This window comes from Exiguobacterium sp. s34 (genome assembly GCF_018617435.1).
In the GTDB taxonomy this organism is placed as follows: Bacteria; Bacillota; Bacilli; order Exiguobacteriales; family Exiguobacteriaceae; genus Exiguobacterium; species Exiguobacterium aestuarii.
This window is the reverse complement of the sequence record NZ_JACSKE010000002.1, coordinates 427,567-445,720: the sequence shown is the minus strand read 5'-3', so window position 1 is coordinate 445,720 and position 18,154 is coordinate 427,567. Positions and strand designations below refer to the sequence as shown.

Here is an 18,154-nt window from a genome sequence, read left to right as displayed (position 1 = left end):
CCAATGCAATCTGAACAAAAAGACATCCGCTTCATCATCGAACGTCAAGATGGACCGGATCAAGCAACGTATACAGAAGAATTCACGGTGCCGTACCGTCCGAACATGAACGTGATCTCGGCACTGATGGAAATCCGCCGTAACCCGGTCAATGCGAACGGGGACAAAACGACACCAATCAACTGGGACATGAACTGTCTCGAGGAAGTGTGTGGTGCCTGCTCGATGATCATCAACGGGAAGCCACGCCAGTCGTGTACAGCGCTCGTCGATAAACTCGAGCAGCCGATCCGCCTCGCACCGATGAAGACGTTCCCGGTCATCCGTGACCTTCAAGTCGACCGTCAACGCATGTTCGACGCGTTGAAAAAAGTGAAGGCATGGGTTCCAATCGATGGAACGTATGACCTCGGTCCAGGACCACGTATGCCAGAGAACAAACGTCAGTGGGCGTACGAACTTTCGAAATGTATGACATGTGGGGTTTGTCTCGAAGCGTGTCCAAACGTGAACGACAAATCAGACTTCATCGGTCCAGCGGCCATCTCACAAGTCCGTCTCTTCAACTCGCATCCGACAGGTGCCTTCCATGCGGAAGACCGCCTCGAAGCGCTCATGGAAGATGGTGGGATCATGCAGTGCGGAAACGCACAAAACTGTGTCGAAGTTTGTCCGAAAGGCATCCCGCTCACGACGTCTATCGCTTCGATGAACCGTCAAACGACGCTTCACTCGTTCAAACAGTTCTTCGGTAGTGACAAAGGTCGCACCGGTTCTGCGGTCGAGGCGTAAGCGAGCCGATGACCAAGTACTTTCGAGAGCCAGGTTGGGAAACACGTGTCAAAGCAGGGGTCGCGCTCGATGTGAAAGTCCGATTTTCGGAGTGCGACCCGTACGGTCACATGAACAATACGATTCCATTCATCTACTTCGAAGATGCGCGAATCGAATTGTTAGAAGCGACAGGATTCTCCTTAAAGGACGGATTTGTCGTCGTCGCCGATGCGCAATGTGACTATGTTCGACAAGTCATGCCACGTCAACAGCTGACCGTGCATGCCAATATCTTGACGGTCGGAAACACTTCATGTGATATTCATTACGGGGCATATGACGGAGATCAACTCCTATTCGCGGGACGGACAAGCCTCGTTCATTTGACGAAGGAAGGTCGTCCAACGGAATGGACTCCGGAATATAAAAACCGCTTGCAGAATTTTTGCGAATCCGCTATCATTTGATAATGAGTTCACAAACAAAAAATATTCTGCCGGTTCGCCTGTAGAATTGAATTTTGAAGGGAGACCATCATCTCATGGAAAAAACGTTCACAGTCGTTGCTGATTCAGGAATTCACGCTCGTCCAGCTACTCAGTTGGTTAACACAGCTTCTAAGTTCCAATCAGACATCAACCTCGAGTACAATGGTAAAACAGTTAACTTGAAGTCGATCATGGGTGTACTTTCACTCGGTATCGCAAAAGATTCTACAATCAAGATCACTGCTGAAGGTGAAGATGCAGAAGAAGCGATCAACACGCTTTCTGACATGCTCACTAGCGAAGGTCTTGCTCAGTAATTCGGGTAACGGACGAGGCGCCACTGGCGACCTCGTCTTTTTTTGTCATGGGAACGTTTCTTTTTCCGTCCGATGTTTTTTGGTAAGATAGGTGAGAATGGAAGTGATGCAAAATGAAACGAGCGATTGGAGTCCTCGATTCAGGAGTCGGTGGGTTGACGGTAGTCAAAGAATTGATGCGCCAACTCCCTAAGGAAGAAATCATCTATATCGGGGATACGGAACGCTGTCCATATGGGCCGCGTCCGCACGATGAGATTGAAGCTTATACATGGGAACTCATTGAGTTTCTATTGAAGAAAGACGTCAAAATGATTGTCATCGCGTGTAACACGGCGACGGCGGTCGTTTTGAAAGAGGCGCGGAAACGTCTCGACATCCCGGTCATCGGTGTCATTGACCCAGGTGCCCGTGCGGCCGTCAAAGGCACGCGTAACAAGCATATCGGAGTCATCGGCACGAAGATGACGATTGAGAGCGGTTCGTATGAAAAGGCGCTTCGCCATGTAGCCGGTGAGGTCGATGTATACTCACTCGCTTGTCCACCTTTTGTCCCGCTCGTAGAGGCAGGGGACGTGTCGGGAGACCGCGTCCACCAGATCGTGGAGGAGACGCTACGGCCGCTACAATCTTCCGAGATGGATACGCTCATTCTCGGTTGCACGCATTATCCGATCCTCGCTCCCGTCATTCAGGACGTGGTCGGGCCGAACGTGCATCTGATTTCGTCAGGTGACGAGACTGCGCTCGAAGTCGCAGCGATCCTTGACTATCAAGAGTTGGAGAACGGATTAGATACTGTCCCATCCCATGCCTTTTATGCGACGGGTGACATTGAACTGTTCGACCGATTGGCGAGCGAATGGCTCGGTCGTCCGGTCCAGGCGGAGAAAGTAGAGGTGACAGGCATTGCGTGATACAAGACGTTTTGATGAACTACGAACGGTAGAAATCGTTCCTCATGTGAACAAACATGCGGAAGGGTCTGTCCTCATTTCGATTGGTGATACGAAAGTGATTTGTACGGCGACTGTCGAAGAGCGCGTCCCGAACTTCCTTCGCGGAAAGAAACAAGGCTGGATCAACGCCGAGTATGCGATGTTGCCACGTGCGACCGGTGACCGGACCGTCCGGGAATCGGTACGTGGGAAACAATCAGGTCGTACGATGGAGATTCAACGTCTCATCGCGCGGTCGCTCCGGTCGGTCGTTGACCTAGAGCGCCTCGGCGAGCGAACGATCTGGATTGACTGTGACGTCATTCAAGCGGACGGTGGTACGCGTACAGCGTCCATCACCGGTGGGTTCTGTGCTCTCGTCCTCGCTGTTGACCGCTTGATTCGTCAAGGGAAGCTCGACGACACACCAATCAAAGAAGGCGTCGCGGCAATCTCTGTCGGACGGACCGATGAACTTGTCCTAGACTTGGACTACATGGAAGACGCTGCGGCTGAGGTTGATATGAACGTCGTCATGACGGCGAGCGGTCGTTTCGTCGAGGTACAGGGTACAGGAGAAGAGGCGACGTTCACCCTTCAAGAGATGAACGAGATGCTCGCGCTCGCGCAACATGGAATCGAATCATTATTCAAGACGGCAGAAGAGGCGCTCGGTGCTTCTTGGTGGTACGTCGGAGAACGTTCGGAGGAGACATTATGAAGTTGATCATTGCGACACACAATCCTGGAAAAGTGAAAGAACTGGAAGGGATGTTGACACCGCTCGGATTCGAGGTCAAATCGTTGCTCGACTATCCGGATGCACCGGAAACAGATGAGACGGGGACGACATTTGAAGAAAATGCGGCGTTGAAAGCGACGGAAGCGGCTGCCTATTTCGGGCATGCCGTACTCGCGGACGACTCAGGTCTTGAAGTCGATGCACTCGACGGGGCCCCTGGGGTGTATTCGGCCCGCTTCGCCGGTCCTGAGAAGTCGGATGAGGCGAACAATGCGCTTCTTCTTGAAAAGTTGAACGGGCAAACGAACCGCGCGGCGCGTTTCGTCTGTGCGCTCTGTCTGGCGAAACCGACCGGGGAAACGTTGACCGTTCGTGGAACGATTGAAGGGACGATCGGTTACTCACCACGAGGCGAGAACGGTTTCGGGTACGATCCACTCTTTATCGTCCCATCGCTCCACAAGACGGCAGCCGAACTAGAACGTGAAGAGAAAGCGGTCGTCAGTCACCGTGGACAAGCATTACGAAAACTGGAGGCAGAAATCATTCCATTCATGAAAGGATGAAGCTTATGCGTTTTCTAATAGTGAGTGATAGTCATGGTCTGACCGAGGAATTGACAACGATTTTTGAGCGACACGAGACAGAGATTGATGACGCCTTCCATTGCGGCGACTCTCAACTCGCTTTAGTCGATGAACATTTATTGCCGTATCGAACGGTCCGTGGGAACTGTGACTTTGGTGGAGACCTTCCACTCGAACGGATCGAGACGACAGATGCAGGTACGATTCTCATCGTCCATGGGCACCATCACGACGTCAAATTCGATTTGAATCGGTTGCGATATCGGGCTGAAGAGGTCGGTGCGAACGTCGTCTTGTTCGGCCACTCGCACGTGGCGGGTGCCTTGATCGAAGACGGAGTCGTCTACATCAACCCAGGTTCGATCCGTATGCCACGGGGACGAGCGGATAAAACATATGCGCTTCTTGACCTAGAAAACGGGGAAGCGGCGGTGCGTTTTTATCGCTCAGAAGACGGTTCTCACGTTGAAGATTTAGACATCTCAGGAAAACTATGAGTTTCGAATGGGAAATCGATTGACAGGAAACCATTTTTCTATTATAGTTTTCATGTCAATGTCCCAATAGCTCAGCAGGATAGAGCAACGGCCTTCTAAGCCGTCGGTCGGGGGTTCGAATCCCTCTTGGGACGCTTCCATTAAAATAGAGACGCTCTCTACGGAGAACGTCTCTTTTTTCATTTTCCAGGAAATCGATTGACAAGGAATCGCGTCCTAACGGAAGATGAAAGGGAATGGAAGAGAGGGTGAGGGAAGATGGAGAAGGAAAAGGATCAGGAGTATCCGTTCCCCGGGAATTGGTCGCGTCTGCATAAGATGATTCAAGAGGCGGATGCCTCTGGGGAACGACAGCGGATCGAACCGATTTTATGGGATTGGTATCAGGCGATTCCGGGTGACCCGTTTATTTTCATGGAAATCTTCCAATGTGCTATGGAAAAACCGGACGACCCGGAAACGCTCGAAAAGTTGCAGGAACTCGTCGCCATTCAGATGGCAGAAGCAGAAGAACCAGCTTCGGGCGGATTACAGATTGCACAGTATTACATCATGCGGGACCAACCGTTTGAAGCGGCGCACTGGATCAACCAGTACCTCGAATGGCAAGACAAAAAAGACACGGTCAACACGCAAGCACATCAGGTGCTCCAAGTGTTGAAGATGACCGAGTTTCCGGCGGCAATCGCCAAATTGAAGCGGACGTTGACGCGCGGCAGTACAGGGGAACAAATCGAAGCGCTGCAACATGTTCACTTCAATATCGATACGGTACTCGACAATGTGCTCCATGAACTACTCGTGTCAAACCGACCGAAACTGATCAAACTGATCGTGTTAGAAAAAGCATTCGTTGAACTATCGGTCATCAAATGGACAGATGGGGATTCGACAAATGAGATGTCGCAAATGGAAGCGACATCGCACATCGAGACGTGGGAGAAAACCGTTTTATCGCTCCAGAAATCGGTAGAGGGCGATGAGATCGGAACGCAACTCTTGATGAATTATATGTACACGCATTATCCGTATGTGCCGGCAGAAAAAGCGGACGTTGAACAGGCACTTGTACAGGCGAAACAAGCGATTTTGCATGACGAGGCAGTTGACGGTTTGGCAGCTTCGATTCTAGAGGCGGATCTGCGCTTCACACAGGCGTTATTAGACTAAATCCTTGTGTGCTTACCGAGGATTTATGCTATAATACGGATTGTTGTACATTTTTGTACGGTATAAACGAATTGTTGGAGGGACTTAGCATGACAGCAAAATGGGAAAAAACATCAGGTAGCCAAGGCGTACTCACGTACGAAGCTCCTGCAGAAGCTTTTGATAAAGCAGTTGACGCCGCATTTAAAACAGTCGTCAAAGACTTGAACGTGCCTGGCTTCCGTAAAGGGAAATTGCCACGCCCAATGTTCAACAAAATGTATGGAGAAGAAGCACTCTATCAAGATGCGCTCGACATTCTCTACCGCGACACAATCCAAGGTGCGGTTGAAGAAGCTGGTTTCGAACCAATCGCGCTCGAAAACATCGATGTAGACGGCACGCTCGAGAAAGGCAAGCCAGTCGCTTTCAAAGTGACATTCGTGGTTGAGCCAGAAGCTGAGCTTGGCGAATACAAAGGCCTCGAGTACGAAGCTGTTTCAACTGAAGTAACAGAAGACGAAGTAACAGCAGAACTTGAAGCACTTCAACAGCAAGGCGCAGAACTCGCTGTTAAAGAAGGTGCAATCGAAAACGGCGATACAGCTGTATTTGATTTCGCAGGTTTCGCTGACGGTGAGCAGTTCGAAGGCGGCACAGCTGAGAACTACACACTCGAAATCGGTTCTGGTCAATTCATCCCAGGATTCGAAGAGCAAATGATCGGCATGACTGCTGGTGAAGAAAAAGACGTTGAAGTAACATTCCCTGAAGAGTACCACGCTGAAAACTTAGCGGGTAAACCAGCGACATTCAAAGTCAAACTTCACGAAGTTAAAACAAAACAAGTTCCTGAACTCGACGATGAGTTCGCAAAAGACATCGACGAGTCTGTTTCAACACTCGACGAGTTGAAAGCGAGCATCCGTGAGCGTTTAGAAGCTGGTAAGAAACAAGAAGCTGAAGGTACAATGCGCGACCAACTCGTTGAGCAGGCAACTGCTAACGCGACAATCGACGTACCACAAGTTCTCGTTGACCAAGAAGTAGACCGCATGGTACAAGAGTTCGGTTCACGTGTATCTTCACAAGGAATCGACCTTAACATGTACTTCGAACTCACTGGTACTTCTGAAGAAGCAATGCGCGAAGAGATGAAAGAGCAAGCTGAAGAGCGCGTAAAAGCTCGTCTCGTCTTGAAAGCAATCGCTGACAAAGAAGCAATCGAAGTATCTGACGAAGATGCTGAGAAAGAGCTTGAAGAAATGTCTAAACTTTACAACATCGCACCGGACCAACTCCGTACGATGCTCGCTCCACAAGGCGGTCTTGAGACACTTAAAGGTGACCTCAAATTCCGTAAAGCGATCGACATCCTCGTTGAAAACGGTAAAGCGAAGTAAGTTGATTTTTAGTGGGACGACTGCTTAGCGGTCGTCCTTTTTTCTGTCACAACACTTTGCATGTGTAATTCTTTGAAGTCGCAATATGTTCATGCTACAATTATTTCAACGCAGAGATGTAAAATGTCTTTTCACGGTGCATCGCACCAGAAAATACAAATCGCGATTTATCGCACTTACATCCATTTTCACCACAGAAGGGGTGTATCGAATGTTCAAATTTAACGAGGAAAAGGGGCAACTCAAGTGCTCGTTTTGCGGAAAATCGCAAGAACAAGTTCGTAAGTTAGTCGCCGGACCAGGCGTATACATTTGCGATGAATGTATCGAACTTTGCAATGAAATCGTTGAGGAAGAGCTCGGTGTAGAGGAAGAAGTCGAATTCAAAGACATTCCAAAACCACAAGAGATTCGTAACATCCTAGACGACTACGTCATTGGACAAGACCGCGCGAAACGTGCGCTTTCAGTAGCTGTCTATAACCACTATAAACGCATCAACGCCGGCGGTCGTTCAGATGATGTCGAACTTGCGAAGTCAAACATCGTCATGATCGGACCAACAGGTAGCGGGAAAACACTTCTCGCCCAGACAATGGCTCGCGTCTTGAACGTCCCATTCGCAATCGCGGATGCGACAAGCTTAACAGAAGCGGGTTATGTCGGTGAAGACGTTGAGAATATCTTGCTCAAATTGATCCAATCGGCTGACTACGATGTCGAGAAGGCTGAAAAAGGAATCATCTACATCGATGAGATCGATAAGATTGCTCGTAAGTCTGAAAACCCATCGATTACGCGCGACGTATCTGGTGAAGGGGTTCAGCAGGCACTCCTTAAAATTCTTGAAGGCACGACAGCAAGCGTACCGCCACAAGGTGGACGTAAGCATCCGCATCAAGAATTCATCCAAATCGATACGACAAACATTCTCTTCATCGTTGGCGGTGCATTCGCCGGCATCGAATCGGTCGTCAAACGCCGAATCGGGAAGAAAGTCATCGGTTTCGGAAACGATCAAGAGAACCGTGAGTTGACGCAAGAAGACTTGCTCGCTCGCGCACTACCTGAAGACCTTCAAAAATTCGGTTTGATTCCAGAGTTCATCGGTCGTTTGCCAGTCATGGCGACACTTACGACACTCGATGAGGAGGCGCTCGTTGAAATCTTGACGAAGCCGAAAAATGCACTCGTTCGTCAGTACGAGAAAATGCTCGAGCTTGACGATGTCGAATTGACGTTCACAGACGAGGCATTGATCGAAATCGCCAAACTTGCGATCAAACGTAAGACTGGCGCACGTGGTCTCCGCTCGATTATCGAAGAAATGATGCTCGATGTGATGTTCACCGTCCCATCGCGTGACGATATCGAGAAAGTCATCATCACAGATGAAACGATTACGGGTCTTGCCGGTCCGAAATACGTCCTTCGTGATGGTACTGTCGAACAGACAGGGGACAACAAAGAGACAGCATAATTTGTTAACGAAGAAGGCTCAAACACTCGGCACAATCCGAGTTTTGGGCCTTTTTGCACAGGAGGCGTTGTAGATGGAAAAATTACCAATCCTTCCGTTGCGAGGAGTCGTCGTATATCCGCTCATCGGTGTGACAATCGATGTCGGACGCCCGTTATCACTTCGGGCGCTCCTTGCTGCAAAGGAGCATGAGACAGATTTAATTGTCGTGACTCAAAAAGAAACTGGGAACGAGTCGCCAGAACCGGAAGACTTGTACACGATCGGAACACGTGTCCACATCGCGAAGATGAGCGAATTGTCGAACGAGACGATTCGGGTTCGGATCGTCGGGAAAGAGCGCGTCCGCGTCGATTCGGTCGAATCGACGGATGAAGGTTGGTTCGCCAACATCGAACCGGTCGAACTCGTAGAAGGGGAAGAGGTCGAACGTACGGCACTCGTCCGTCTGTTGAAAGAACAGTTCGGAAAACTCGTCGCGAACATCAAAGGGATGTCACCGGACGAACGTCGTCGTTTCGAGATGTACGAGCGACTCGAATCGCTCACGGACTATATCACGTCGAAATTAGATGTCGACGTCGAACTTCGCCAAGCGATGCTCGAAGAAGCGGATGCGGTCAAACGAGGACTTGAACTACTTGAGATTATCGCCCATGAAGTCGAAGTGATCGAGCTCGAACAAGAGATGCGCGAGCGGACGAAGAAGTCAATCGAGCAGTCACAGCGCGAGTACTACTTACGCGAACAGATGAAGACGATTCAACAAGAGCTTGGTGACCAGACGCAAGAGTCTGAGCCGAACCGTCTTCGTGAGAAGTTAGAGGCGCTCGACTTACCAGAGACGACTCGGAAAAACGTCATGCGTGAAGCCGAACGATTGAACGTCGTGCCACAAACGTCACCGGAGTATGCAGTCATCCGTAACTATCTCGACTGGGTCGCGTCGCTTCCATGGGGCATTGAGACAGAAGACAAGCTCGATGTGAAACATGCGGCGGACGTCCTCGACGATGACCATTACGGCTTGGAGTCGGTGAAAGACCGAATCCTCGAATATTTGGCCGTCCGTCAGTTGACGAACTCGCTTCGGGGACCAATCCTCTGTCTTGCCGGACCTCCAGGGGTCGGGAAGACGTCGCTCGCCCGTTCCATCGCATCGGCACTTGAACGTCACTTCGTTCGTGTCTCGCTCGGTGGAGTGCGTGATGAGGCAGAAATTCGTGGTCACCGCCGGACGTATATCGGCGCGATGCCAGGTCGTGTCATCCGTGGGTTGAAGCAAGCAGAAAGTAAAAACCCGGTCTTCTTACTCGATGAGATCGACAAGATGGCTTCTGACTTTAGAGGAGACCCGGCGTCAGCGATGCTCGAAGTGCTCGACCCAGAGCAAAACGTCTCGTTCTCGGACCACTACATCGAAGAACCGTTCGACTTGTCGAACGTCCTCTTTATCGCGACAGCGAACGATGTCTCGCAAATTCCAGCACCACTTCTTGACCGGATGGAACTCATCCAAATCGGTGGATATACGGAGCTTGAGAAAGTCGAGATTGCGAAGCGTCATTTAGTGCCGAAACAGTTAAAAGAGCATGGACTGAAGAAGAGCCAGTTGACGATCAAAGAAGACGCGCTCTACGAAGTCGTGCGCCGCTACACACGTGAGGCGGGTGTCCGGAACTTAGAACGTGTCATCGGTTCGCTCTGCCGAAAAGCAGCGAAACAAATCGCAATCGGTGAGAAGAAACGGGTCACGATTTCGAAAAAAGCCATCATCACGTATCTCGGAAAACCGAAGTATCGCTATGGAAAAGGGGAGACCGAAGACTCGATCGGTGCAGTGACGGGCCTCGCCTACACGGCGTTTGGTGGAGACACGCTCACGATTGAAGTGGCGCTCGCCCCAGGGAAAGGTAAACTTCAGTTGACGGGTAAACTTGGTGACGTGATGCAGGAGTCGGCACAGACGGCGTACAGCTATGTCCGTGCGAATGCGGAACGGTTTGGGATTGACCCGACGTTCTATGAGCGACAAGATATCCATATTCACGTTCCGGAAGGGGCCGTCCCGAAAGATGGACCATCGGCCGGAATTACGATTGCGACCGCACTCATTTCCGCGTTGACCGGGAAGAAAGTCCATCGCGATGTCGGAATGACAGGCGAGATTACGCTCCGTGGACGCGTCTTGCCGATTGGTGGATTGAAAGAAAAAGCGCTCGCTGCTCATCGGGCCGGGTTGACGACCATCGTCATTCCGAAAGATAATGAGCGAGACATCGATGACATTCAAGAGACGGTGCGTGAGAAATTGACGTTCGTTCCCGTGACGACACTCGATGAAGTACTAGATGTAGCATTTGGAGGAAATTAAATGAAGATCAACAAAGCAGAATTCGTGACGAGTGCCGTCGCGCCAGACCATTATCCGGTCCATGAGTTGCCGGAAGTGGCACTTGCCGGACGGTCGAACGTCGGGAAATCGTCGTTCATCAATAAGATTTGCCAACGGAAGGCGCTCGCACGGACGTCTTCAAAACCAGGAAAGACTCAGACCCTCAACTTCTTCAACATCAATGATGAAATCATGTTCGTTGACGTTCCAGGATACGGTTATGCGAAAGTATCGAAGACGGAACGTGAGAAGTGGGGCGTCATGATGGAGCAATATTTGACGAGCCAAGAGGCGCTTCGCGGCGTCGTACTACTCGTCGATATCCGTCATGAACCGACGGGTGACGATGTGACGATGTATAACTTCTTGAAGCATTATGACATTCCTGTCATCGTGGTAGCGACGAAGCTCGATAAGATCAAGAAGAGCCAGCGTCAAAAGCACGAGGCAGCAGTGAAACGCAAGCTTCAGTTCGATCCGTCAGATCGTTTCGTCGCCTTCTCAGCCGAGACGGCGGAAGGAAAAGACGACGCATGGAAAGCAATTTATGCACTCATCACTGAGGGCGAATGAAGAATGGGCGAAGGGATTCCTTCGCCTTTTTGTTTTTCTCATCCCGCAAGCGGGTAATTATCGTATAATCATAGTTAGTACATAGTCATAATCGTAAACGAGGTGGAGAAATGCAACGTATGTTTGAAAGTAAATGGTACCGCGCCCTCTTCTGGACGCTGACCATCTTTTTAGTCATTTGGGTCGGAACACAGATTTCATTCGTGTTTGAACCGGTTCAAGTCATTTTGGCACTCGTCACGGTCCCACTCATTGTGGCCGGGCTGTTCTTTTATTTCTTGGTCGGGATTGTCGACTTTTTAGAAAAACGTTTGAAAGGGAAACGTCCGCTTGCCGTCGCGATTACATTGATTGGTCTTGTCCTGATCTTTACCATCGTCTTCAGTATTCTCGGTCCGGTTCTTGCTGAGCAGGTCACGTCGCTCATCAATGCGATGCCGAGTATCGCGAAAGAACTGCAACAACAGGCGTTCGCTGTCCGTGATACATTGATGCAAAATGAGTTCTTGTCACGCTTCATGGCACAAAATGATGAGATGTTCCGAAACTTGACGACGAACATCACGTCGTATTTGGGCGATTTGTTCGGAAACATCGCATCGTCATTCGGTCAAGTCGTCGGATTCGTGACGTCAGCGGTCATCACGATCGTCGTCATCCCGTTCATGCTTTTGTACATGTTGCTCGACGGGAAGCGTCTCCCGGACGCCATCGTCAAATTGCTCCCATCGAGCTATGAGAAAGAGACGCGTCACATCTTGCATGACATGCACGAGACGGTACGCAGCTACGTCAACGCACAGTTGCTCGTCGCGTTCTTCGTTGGGATCACGTCGCTCATCGGTCTTTGGATCGTCGGAGTGGATTACGCCATCTTGCTCGCGCTCTTCATGATGGTGACAAACATCATCCCATACGTCGGACCGTTCTTAGGTGCCGTCCCGGCTGTCATCGTGGCGTTCATTCAAGATCCAATCAAAGTTGTTTGGGTCATCGTCGTCATCATTATCGTGCAACAGATTGAGTCGAACGTCATCTCACCGCTCATTCAAGGAAAATCGTTGAAAGTCCACCCGCTCACAATCATCATCGTCTTGCTCGTGGCTGGGAACTTGGCTGGGATTATCGGGATGCTCATCGCCGTACCGTTCTATGCGGTCGCCAAAACGGTTGTCCAGAATATCGTTCGCATCTATAAACTAAGGGAACGCAAACAATATTTAGACAAAGAAGAGACGGAAAGCTCCATTATCACGGACCCGAACTCGACAAATTCATAAAGAAGAGGGTAGGAATGGGGTTTCTCCATTTCTACTTCTTTTTGTCACAAAAAGTTCTTATTTTATTTCAGGAAAATCAAACAGAAGATTATAGTTACCAGATAAGAACTGTTATAATGTACGGTAGAGATTGAAAAAAAGAAGAGACAACCGTCGGTGGATTTTAGATGAGGGGAAGAGATACATGCATATTGTCGTCGTTGGACTAAATAACAAGACAGCCCCTGTCGCGATTCGGGAGCAGTTCTCGTTTGGGGAGCAAGAAATCGTGGATGCGATGATTGCACTTCGCGAAGAGAAGAGCATTTTCGAGTCGGTTATTTTGTCTACGTGTAACCGGACGGAGCTGTACGTCGTGACAGATCAACTCCATACTGGACGTTATTACACGAAACGTTTCTTGGCGAACTGGTTCAACTTAGAGATGGAGCAGTTCACACCATACTTGTCGATTCGAGAAGGGGAAGAGGCGATTCGCCACTTGTTCCGTGTCACATCGGGCCTCGACTCGATGATCATCGGGGAAACACAAATTTTAGGTCAAGTGAAGACGAGTTTCTTCCGTGCCCAAGAGCATGGAACGACAGGAACGGTCTTCAACAAATTATTTAAAGAAGCGGTCACACTCGCCAAGCGCGCCCATACGGACACGCAAATTGGGGAAATGTCTGTATCGGTCAGTTCGGCTGCCGTGACGCTCGCACAAGAGATGTACCAACAGCTCGAAGATAAACAAGTCGTCGTTGTCGGAGCCGGAGAGACGGGCGAATTGACAACACTCAACTTGTTCGAGGCAGGAGCCAAGCAAATCGCTGTCTTTAACCGGACGGAGAGCAAGGCGAAGGCCGTTGCGGATAAGTTCAAAGGTCGTGCCCATTCGATTCGTGAAATCGCATGCGGTTTATTAGATGCTGATATTTTAATCAGTTCGACCGGAGCGAAAGACGCCGTCATCGGATATGACGATGTGGCAGCGGCTCAACTATTGCGCCGTGAACGTCCACTCCTTCTCATTGACATCGCTGTGCCGCGAGATATCGATCCAGCGGTCGCGACACTTCCGGGTGTTCACTTATTCGATGTCGATGATTTGAATGGAATCGTCAACAAGAATCTCGAGGCTCGTCTCGTTGAGGCTGAGAAGATTGAGATGAAAATCGATGAAGCGATTCAAGAGTTCCAAACATGGCTCGTCACGCTTGGTGTCGTACCGATTATGAATGAGTTACGTGCGCGTGCCCTTGATATTCAAGAAGACACGATGACGAGTTTAGAGCGTAAGCTCGACCACTTGTCGGCGCGCGACAAGAAAGTCATCGGGAAGCATATGAAGTCGATCATCAACCAAATGCTTCGCGACCCAATCGACTATATTAAGGACGCAGCGGCTCAGCCAGACGCAAACGTTCGAATCGCCCAGTTTGTCGAGACGTTCGGACTCGATGTCGAGTTACCAGAACAGCCGGTAGACGAAGTGGAAGAAACGGATGCTACTTCTGCCAAAGCACCACTTCGCGCATTGATGCGCTAACAAGATTAAAAAGGCGACGTCTGTCGCCTTTTTCTATGAAGGAGAGACTCAACATGCGAAAAATTATCGTCGGCTCACGCCGTTCCCAACTCGCCATGACTCAAACGAAATGGGTCATCGAGCAATTGAAACAAGCCGGAGCACAAAACGAGTTCGAGATTAAAGAAATCGTGACGAAAGGCGACCAAATCGTTGACGTGCAATTGTCAAAAGTCGGTGGAAAAGGTCTATTCGTCAAAGAGATTCAACAACAGATGCTCGACGGGGAAATTGACTTCGCCGTACACAGCATGAAAGACGTTCCGGCTGAACTCCCGGAAGAGCTCTATATCAGCTGTATGCCGAAACGTGTCGACGCACGTGACGTCCTCATCTGCGAGAACGGCTACACGTTCGAGACACTTCCGAAAGGTTCGATCGTCGGTACGAGCTCACTCCGACGTGGGGCACAGATTTTAGCGGCACGTCCTGACCTTGAGATTCAATGGATCCGTGGAAACATCGACACGCGTCTGAAGAAGTTGGACTCAGAGAACTACAACGCCATCTTGCTCGCGAAAGCCGGGCTCGAACGCATGGGTTGGACAGACCGCGTCGACTTCGAAGCGCTTGACCCAGATGTCATGGTTCCTGCTGTCGGACAGGGTGTACTCGCCATCGAGAGCCGTAAAGACGATGCAGAAGTGACAGCCGTGCTTCAGTTGTTGCATGATGACGTGACGGCGAAAGCCGCGACGGCGGAACGGACCTTCTTAAAAGCGATCGAAGGAAGCTGTCACGTACCGGTCGGCGGTTATGCGACGGTCGAAGGTGACGAAGTGACGCTCACGGGCCTCATCGCGTCAGTAGACGGGAAAGAAGTGCTTCGTGTGACGAAAACGTCAACGGACGGCGTCGCACTCGGCCAAGACGTCGCAGAAGACTTGCTTGGACGTGGCGGGCGTGAAATCCTCGCCTCGGTCAATGAGTGACGTCTGGTACACGGGAACGAAACGAATGACCGCTTCGCAACGGGCAAAGCTCGAGGCGAGCGGTCTTTCCGTTCATCATGTCCCGCTCATTCAGACGAGAGAGACGCATGCACCGCCGCCCGCGGAACGATTCGACTGGCTCGTCGTCACGAGTCAAAACGCGGTACCCGCGCTTCGGAATCTGACGCGTGACGTCAAAGTCGCTGCTGTCGGAGAGAAGACGAAACGGGCGCTTGAAGCGGAAGGGTTTACCGTCTCGCTCATGCCGGAGACGTATACGGGCGAGGCGCTCTTTGAACAATTGCGTGACGTCGTGTCGCCTGACGAGACCGTCTTGTTCGCGCGTGGTAATTTGGCGAATACGTCGCACATGACGATGCTCTCTCACGTGGAGGACTGGGTCGTCTACGAGACGATTTCGGTGCCATTGACACCGGCGCAACAGCAACAACTCGAGACCGTGAAGGCACTGCTCGTCTTGAGCCCGTCGGCCGTCGAGGCGCTCATACCACACTTGTCCCGCTTCAAAGGGACGTGGTATGCCATCGGCGAAGTGACCGAACGTGCCATCCGACAAGTGTCGTCATTACCGGTACGAGTGCCAGAATGTTATACTATGGATGCATTAATACAGTGTGTAGGGGAGGATTTTTCATGAACCAGTTTGACCGTCACCGTCGTCTTCGCTCATCGAAGTCGATGCGTGCCCTCGTACGTGAAAATCATGTTCGGAAAGAAGATTTGATTTACCCGCTCTTCATCATTGAAGGGACAAACATTAAACGTGAAGTCAGCTCGATGCCGGGCGTCTTTAATTATTCGCTTGACCGACTCGAAGAAGAGATCAAAGAAATTGTCGACCTCGGTCTTCAATCTGTCCTCTTGTTCGGTGTACCGGAACATAAAGACCCAGAAGGCAGTGAAGCGTATCATGACCACGGCATCGTCCAAGAAGCAATCCGTAAAGTGAAAGAGTGGGCGCCACAGCTCACGGTCATCGCCGATACGTGCCTTTGTGAATACACATCGACTGGTCACTGTGGCCTTGTGAAGGACGGGGACGTCGATAACGACGCGTCGCTTCCACTTCACGTTCAGACGGCGATCACGCAAGCACAAGCGGGTGCCGATATCATCGCACCGAGCTCGATGATGGACGGATTCGTCGCAGCCATCCGTGAAGGTCTCGACCAAAACGGATTCAGCCATATCCCAATCATGAGCTACGGGGTCAAATATGCGTCTGCTTATTACGGACCGTTCCGTGACGCAGCCCAATCGGCTCCAGGTGAAGGCGACCGTAAAGGTTATCAGATGGATCCTGCGAACCGTCGCGAGGCGTTCCGCGAGTCACAATCGGACGTGGAGCAAGGTGCCGACTTCATGATCGTCAAACCGGCTCTCGCATTCATGGACATCATCCGTGACATGCGCGACTCACTCGATATGCCGATCGTGGCGTATAACGTGAGCGGAGAGTACGCGATGATTAAAGCTGCGTCACTCAATGACTGGGTCGACGAAGAACGCATCGTCATGGAGACGATGGTCGGATTCAAACGTGCCGGTGCCGATCTCATCGTCACGTATTTTGCAAAAGACGTCTGTCGCTATTTGGAAGGAGACTACGCATGACATACAACCAAACGCGCTCACAAGAAGCGTTCGAACAAGCCCGCCCGCTCATGCCAGGCGGTGTCAACAGTCCGGTCCGTGCCTATAAATCGGTCGGCATGACGCCAATTTTCGCAGAACGCGGTGAAGGTTCACGCGTCTACGACATCGACGGCAACGAGTATATCGATTACGTCCTCTCATGGGGACCGCTCATCCTCGGTCACCGTGACCCTGTCGTCACGAAGGCGATTCAAGAACAAGCTGAAAAAGGCTGGACGTTCGGGACGCCGACCGAGCTTGAGACGAAGATGGCAGAACTCGTCATCGACCGCGTCCCATCGATCGAGATGGTTCGCATGGTCAACTCGGGTACGGAAGCGACGATGGCGGCACTTCGCCTCGCACGCGGCTATACAGGGAAGACGAAGATCTTGAAGTTCGAAGGATGTTATCACGGACACGGGGACTCGCTTCTCATCAAAGCAGGATCTGGTGTGGCGACACTCGGTCTCCCAGACTCACCAGGTGTGCCGAAAGAGCTCGCGAGCCATACGCTCACGGTTCCTTACAATGACTTGGACGCAGTCCGAGTTGCTTTTGAGAAATACGGCGACGATCTCGCCGGCGTCATCGTCGAACCAGCCGCAGGAAACATGGGCTTCGTGCCACCACAACCAGGGTTCCTCGAAGGACTTCGTGAGATCACGGAACAAAACGGCGCGCTCCTCATCTTTGATGAGGTCATGACGGGCTTCCGTGTCGGATACAACTGTGCCCAAGGATACTTCGGTGTCACACCGGACCTCACATGTCTCGGTAAGGTCATCGGCGGCGGACTTCCGGTCGGTGCTTACGGCGGGAAACGCGAAATCATGGAACAGATTGCACCGCAAGGTCCGATCTATCAAGCAGGGACGCTCTCGGGTAACCCGCTCGCGATGATTGCCGGTTACACGACACTCTCGCAACTGAAGCCTGAGCACTACGCGGAGTTTGAGCGTAAAGCAGACCGTCTCGCGGAAGGATTCACGCAGGCCGGTGAGAAATACAACATCCCGCACGACACGAACCGTGCCGGCTCGATGTTCGGTTTCTTCTTCACGAACGAGAAAGTGACGAACTTCGAGAAAGCGAAATCAGCAAACCTCGAGATGTTCCGTTCGTACTATCAGAAGATGGCTGCGCGCGGCGTATTCTTGCCACCGTCACAGTTCGAAGGATTGTTCCTCTCGACGGCTCATACGGATGAGGATATCGAGAAGACGATCGCAGCGGTCGAAGCGACATTTAAAGAGCTTCAAGAAGAGTTTTCGCTCTAATCTTGACTGCTGACGTTTCTGTCGCTACAATTATCTAACAGATACGATGAATGGCTTTGATGAGGAGTAGTACGCATCATTCATTCCTTTTAG

At 51.0% G+C, this 18,154-nt stretch carries 18 protein-coding genes, 1 tRNA gene and 1 other annotated feature (1 of these 20 cut by a window edge); all 19 genes read left to right on the top strand.

What is annotated here, in order from left to right; translation table 11 throughout:
• Positions 1-3: 3 nt before the first annotated feature.
• The 19 genes from sdhB (at position 4) to hemL (ending at position 18,061) form a co-directional block, all read left to right on the top strand.
• Positions 4-792 carry a succinate dehydrogenase iron-sulfur subunit gene (gene sdhB / locus KNO87_RS05905; protein WP_193343274.1) on the top strand — a complete coding sequence of 263 codons (789 nt, stop codon included), beginning with the start codon at positions 4-6 and terminating at the stop codon, positions 790-792.
• Between the two features lie 8 nt (positions 793-800).
• On the top strand, positions 801-1,241 hold the full coding sequence (locus KNO87_RS05900) for an acyl-CoA thioesterase (RefSeq protein WP_214789418.1): 441 nt from the start codon (positions 801-803) through the stop codon (positions 1,239-1,241).
• A 74-nt stretch (positions 1,242-1,315) separates the two neighbouring features.
• A complete protein-coding gene (locus KNO87_RS05895; protein ID WP_015881106.1) occupies positions 1,316-1,579 on the top strand; it encodes a phosphocarrier protein HPr in 264 nt (87 codons plus the stop codon).
• Positions 1,580-1,692: 113 nt separating this feature from the next.
• Positions 1,693-2,496, top strand: a complete 804-nt coding sequence (racE, locus tag KNO87_RS05890; protein ID WP_214794365.1) for a glutamate racemase — start codon at positions 1,693-1,695, stop codon at positions 2,494-2,496.
• On the top strand, positions 2,489-3,238 hold the full coding sequence (gene rph, locus KNO87_RS05885; RefSeq protein ID WP_214789413.1) for a ribonuclease PH: 750 nt from the start codon (positions 2,489-2,491) through the stop codon (positions 3,236-3,238). The genes racE and rph overlap by 8 nt, the downstream gene beginning before the upstream one ends.
• Positions 3,235-3,825 carry an XTP/dITP diphosphatase gene (locus KNO87_RS05880; RefSeq protein WP_214794363.1) on the top strand — a complete coding sequence of 197 codons (591 nt, stop codon included), beginning with the start codon at positions 3,235-3,237 and terminating at the stop codon, positions 3,823-3,825. The genes rph and KNO87_RS05880 overlap by 4 nt, the downstream gene beginning before the upstream one ends.
• A 5-nt stretch (positions 3,826-3,830) precedes the next feature.
• The gene (locus tag KNO87_RS05875) at positions 3,831-4,343 is read left to right on the top strand and encodes a metallophosphoesterase family protein (RefSeq protein WP_214794361.1); all 513 of its coding nucleotides are present in this window, start codon (positions 3,831-3,833) and stop codon (positions 4,341-4,343) included.
• Between the two features lie 60 nt (positions 4,344-4,403).
• A tRNA-Arg gene (locus KNO87_RS05870) sits at positions 4,404-4,477 on the top strand.
• Between the two features lie 124 nt (positions 4,478-4,601).
• On the top strand, positions 4,602-5,513 hold the full coding sequence (locus tag KNO87_RS05865) for a hypothetical protein (protein ID WP_214794359.1): 912 nt from the start codon (positions 4,602-4,604) through the stop codon (positions 5,511-5,513).
• 89 nt (positions 5,514-5,602) lie between these two features.
• Positions 5,603-6,895 (top strand): trigger factor, encoded by a 1,293-nt coding sequence (tig, locus tag KNO87_RS05860; RefSeq protein WP_214695268.1) that lies wholly within the window; start codon positions 5,603-5,605, stop codon positions 6,893-6,895.
• Between the two features lie 211 nt (positions 6,896-7,106).
• Positions 7,107-8,375: an ATP-dependent protease ATP-binding subunit ClpX gene (gene clpX / locus KNO87_RS05855; protein WP_015881113.1), complete on the top strand. Its 1,269-nt coding sequence runs from the start codon at positions 7,107-7,109 to the stop codon at positions 8,373-8,375.
• 73 nt (positions 8,376-8,448) lie between these two features.
• A complete protein-coding gene (gene lon / locus KNO87_RS05850; protein WP_214789405.1) occupies positions 8,449-10,749 on the top strand; it encodes an endopeptidase La in 2,301 nt (766 codons plus the stop codon).
• Positions 10,750-11,343 (top strand): ribosome biogenesis GTP-binding protein YihA/YsxC, encoded by a 594-nt coding sequence (yihA, locus tag KNO87_RS05845; protein WP_074032795.1) that lies wholly within the window; start codon positions 10,750-10,752, stop codon positions 11,341-11,343. It begins immediately after the preceding gene.
• 110 nt (positions 11,344-11,453) lie between these two features.
• Positions 11,454-12,623 (top strand): AI-2E family transporter, encoded by a 1,170-nt coding sequence (locus KNO87_RS05840; protein WP_214794357.1) that lies wholly within the window; start codon positions 11,454-11,456, stop codon positions 12,621-12,623.
• 184 nt (positions 12,624-12,807) lie between these two features.
• Entirely contained in the window at positions 12,808-14,154 is a 1,347-nt protein-coding gene (hemA, locus tag KNO87_RS05835) for a glutamyl-tRNA reductase (protein WP_214794355.1), read from the top strand.
• Positions 14,155-14,207: 53 nt separating this feature from the next.
• Positions 14,208-15,125, top strand: a complete 918-nt coding sequence (hemC, locus tag KNO87_RS05830) for a hydroxymethylbilane synthase (protein ID WP_214794353.1) — start codon at positions 14,208-14,210, stop codon at positions 15,123-15,125.
• Positions 15,097-15,783 carry a uroporphyrinogen-III synthase gene (locus KNO87_RS05825; protein ID WP_353047454.1) on the top strand — a complete coding sequence of 229 codons (687 nt, stop codon included), beginning with the start codon at positions 15,097-15,099 and terminating at the stop codon, positions 15,781-15,783. The genes hemC and KNO87_RS05825 overlap by 29 nt, the downstream gene beginning before the upstream one ends.
• A complete protein-coding gene (hemB, locus tag KNO87_RS05820) occupies positions 15,780-16,760 on the top strand; it encodes a porphobilinogen synthase (RefSeq protein WP_015881120.1) in 981 nt (326 codons plus the stop codon). Before KNO87_RS05825 ends, hemB begins: the two co-directional genes overlap by 4 nt.
• A complete protein-coding gene (hemL, locus tag KNO87_RS05815; protein WP_031421390.1) occupies positions 16,757-18,061 on the top strand; it encodes a glutamate-1-semialdehyde 2,1-aminomutase in 1,305 nt (434 codons plus the stop codon). The genes hemB and hemL overlap by 4 nt, the downstream gene beginning before the upstream one ends.
• 47 nt (positions 18,062-18,108) lie before the next feature.
• Positions 18,109-18,154: a binding site (T-box leader), on the top strand; it runs 177 nt beyond the window's last position.

What these genes read in the sequence shown, in the direction of transcription:
- lon (WP_214789405.1), top strand. Translation starts at nt 8,449, where the DNA reads ATGGAAAAATTACCAATCCTTCCGTTGCGAGGAGTCGTCGTATATCCG.
- hemB (WP_015881120.1), top strand. Translation starts at nt 15,780, where the DNA reads ATGAACCAGTTTGACCGTCACCGTCGTCTTCGCTCATCGAAGTCGATG.
- hemA (WP_214794355.1), top strand. Translation starts at nt 12,808, where the DNA reads ATGCATATTGTCGTCGTTGGACTAAATAACAAGACAGCCCCTGTCGCG.
- sdhB (WP_193343274.1), top strand. Translation starts at nt 4, where the DNA reads ATGCAATCTGAACAAAAAGACATCCGCTTCATCATCGAACGTCAAGAT.
- hemC (WP_214794353.1), top strand. Translation starts at nt 14,208, where the DNA reads ATGCGAAAAATTATCGTCGGCTCACGCCGTTCCCAACTCGCCATGACT.
- KNO87_RS05895 (WP_015881106.1), top strand. Translation starts at nt 1,316, where the DNA reads ATGGAAAAAACGTTCACAGTCGTTGCTGATTCAGGAATTCACGCTCGT.
- hemL (WP_031421390.1), top strand. Translation starts at nt 16,757, where the DNA reads ATGACATACAACCAAACGCGCTCACAAGAAGCGTTCGAACAAGCCCGC.
- KNO87_RS05900 (WP_214789418.1), top strand. Translation starts at nt 801, where the DNA reads ATGACCAAGTACTTTCGAGAGCCAGGTTGGGAAACACGTGTCAAAGCA.
- KNO87_RS05865 (WP_214794359.1), top strand. Translation starts at nt 4,602, where the DNA reads ATGGAGAAGGAAAAGGATCAGGAGTATCCGTTCCCCGGGAATTGGTCG.
- clpX (WP_015881113.1), top strand. Translation starts at nt 7,107, where the DNA reads ATGTTCAAATTTAACGAGGAAAAGGGGCAACTCAAGTGCTCGTTTTGC.
- tig (WP_214695268.1), top strand. Translation starts at nt 5,603, where the DNA reads ATGACAGCAAAATGGGAAAAAACATCAGGTAGCCAAGGCGTACTCACG.
- KNO87_RS05840 (WP_214794357.1), top strand. Translation starts at nt 11,454, where the DNA reads ATGCAACGTATGTTTGAAAGTAAATGGTACCGCGCCCTCTTCTGGACG.
- KNO87_RS05880 (WP_214794363.1), top strand. Translation starts at nt 3,235, where the DNA reads ATGAAGTTGATCATTGCGACACACAATCCTGGAAAAGTGAAAGAACTG.
- racE (WP_214794365.1), top strand. Translation starts at nt 1,693, where the DNA reads ATGAAACGAGCGATTGGAGTCCTCGATTCAGGAGTCGGTGGGTTGACG.
- yihA (WP_074032795.1), top strand. Translation starts at nt 10,750, where the DNA reads ATGAAGATCAACAAAGCAGAATTCGTGACGAGTGCCGTCGCGCCAGAC.
- KNO87_RS05875 (WP_214794361.1), top strand. Translation starts at nt 3,831, where the DNA reads ATGCGTTTTCTAATAGTGAGTGATAGTCATGGTCTGACCGAGGAATTG.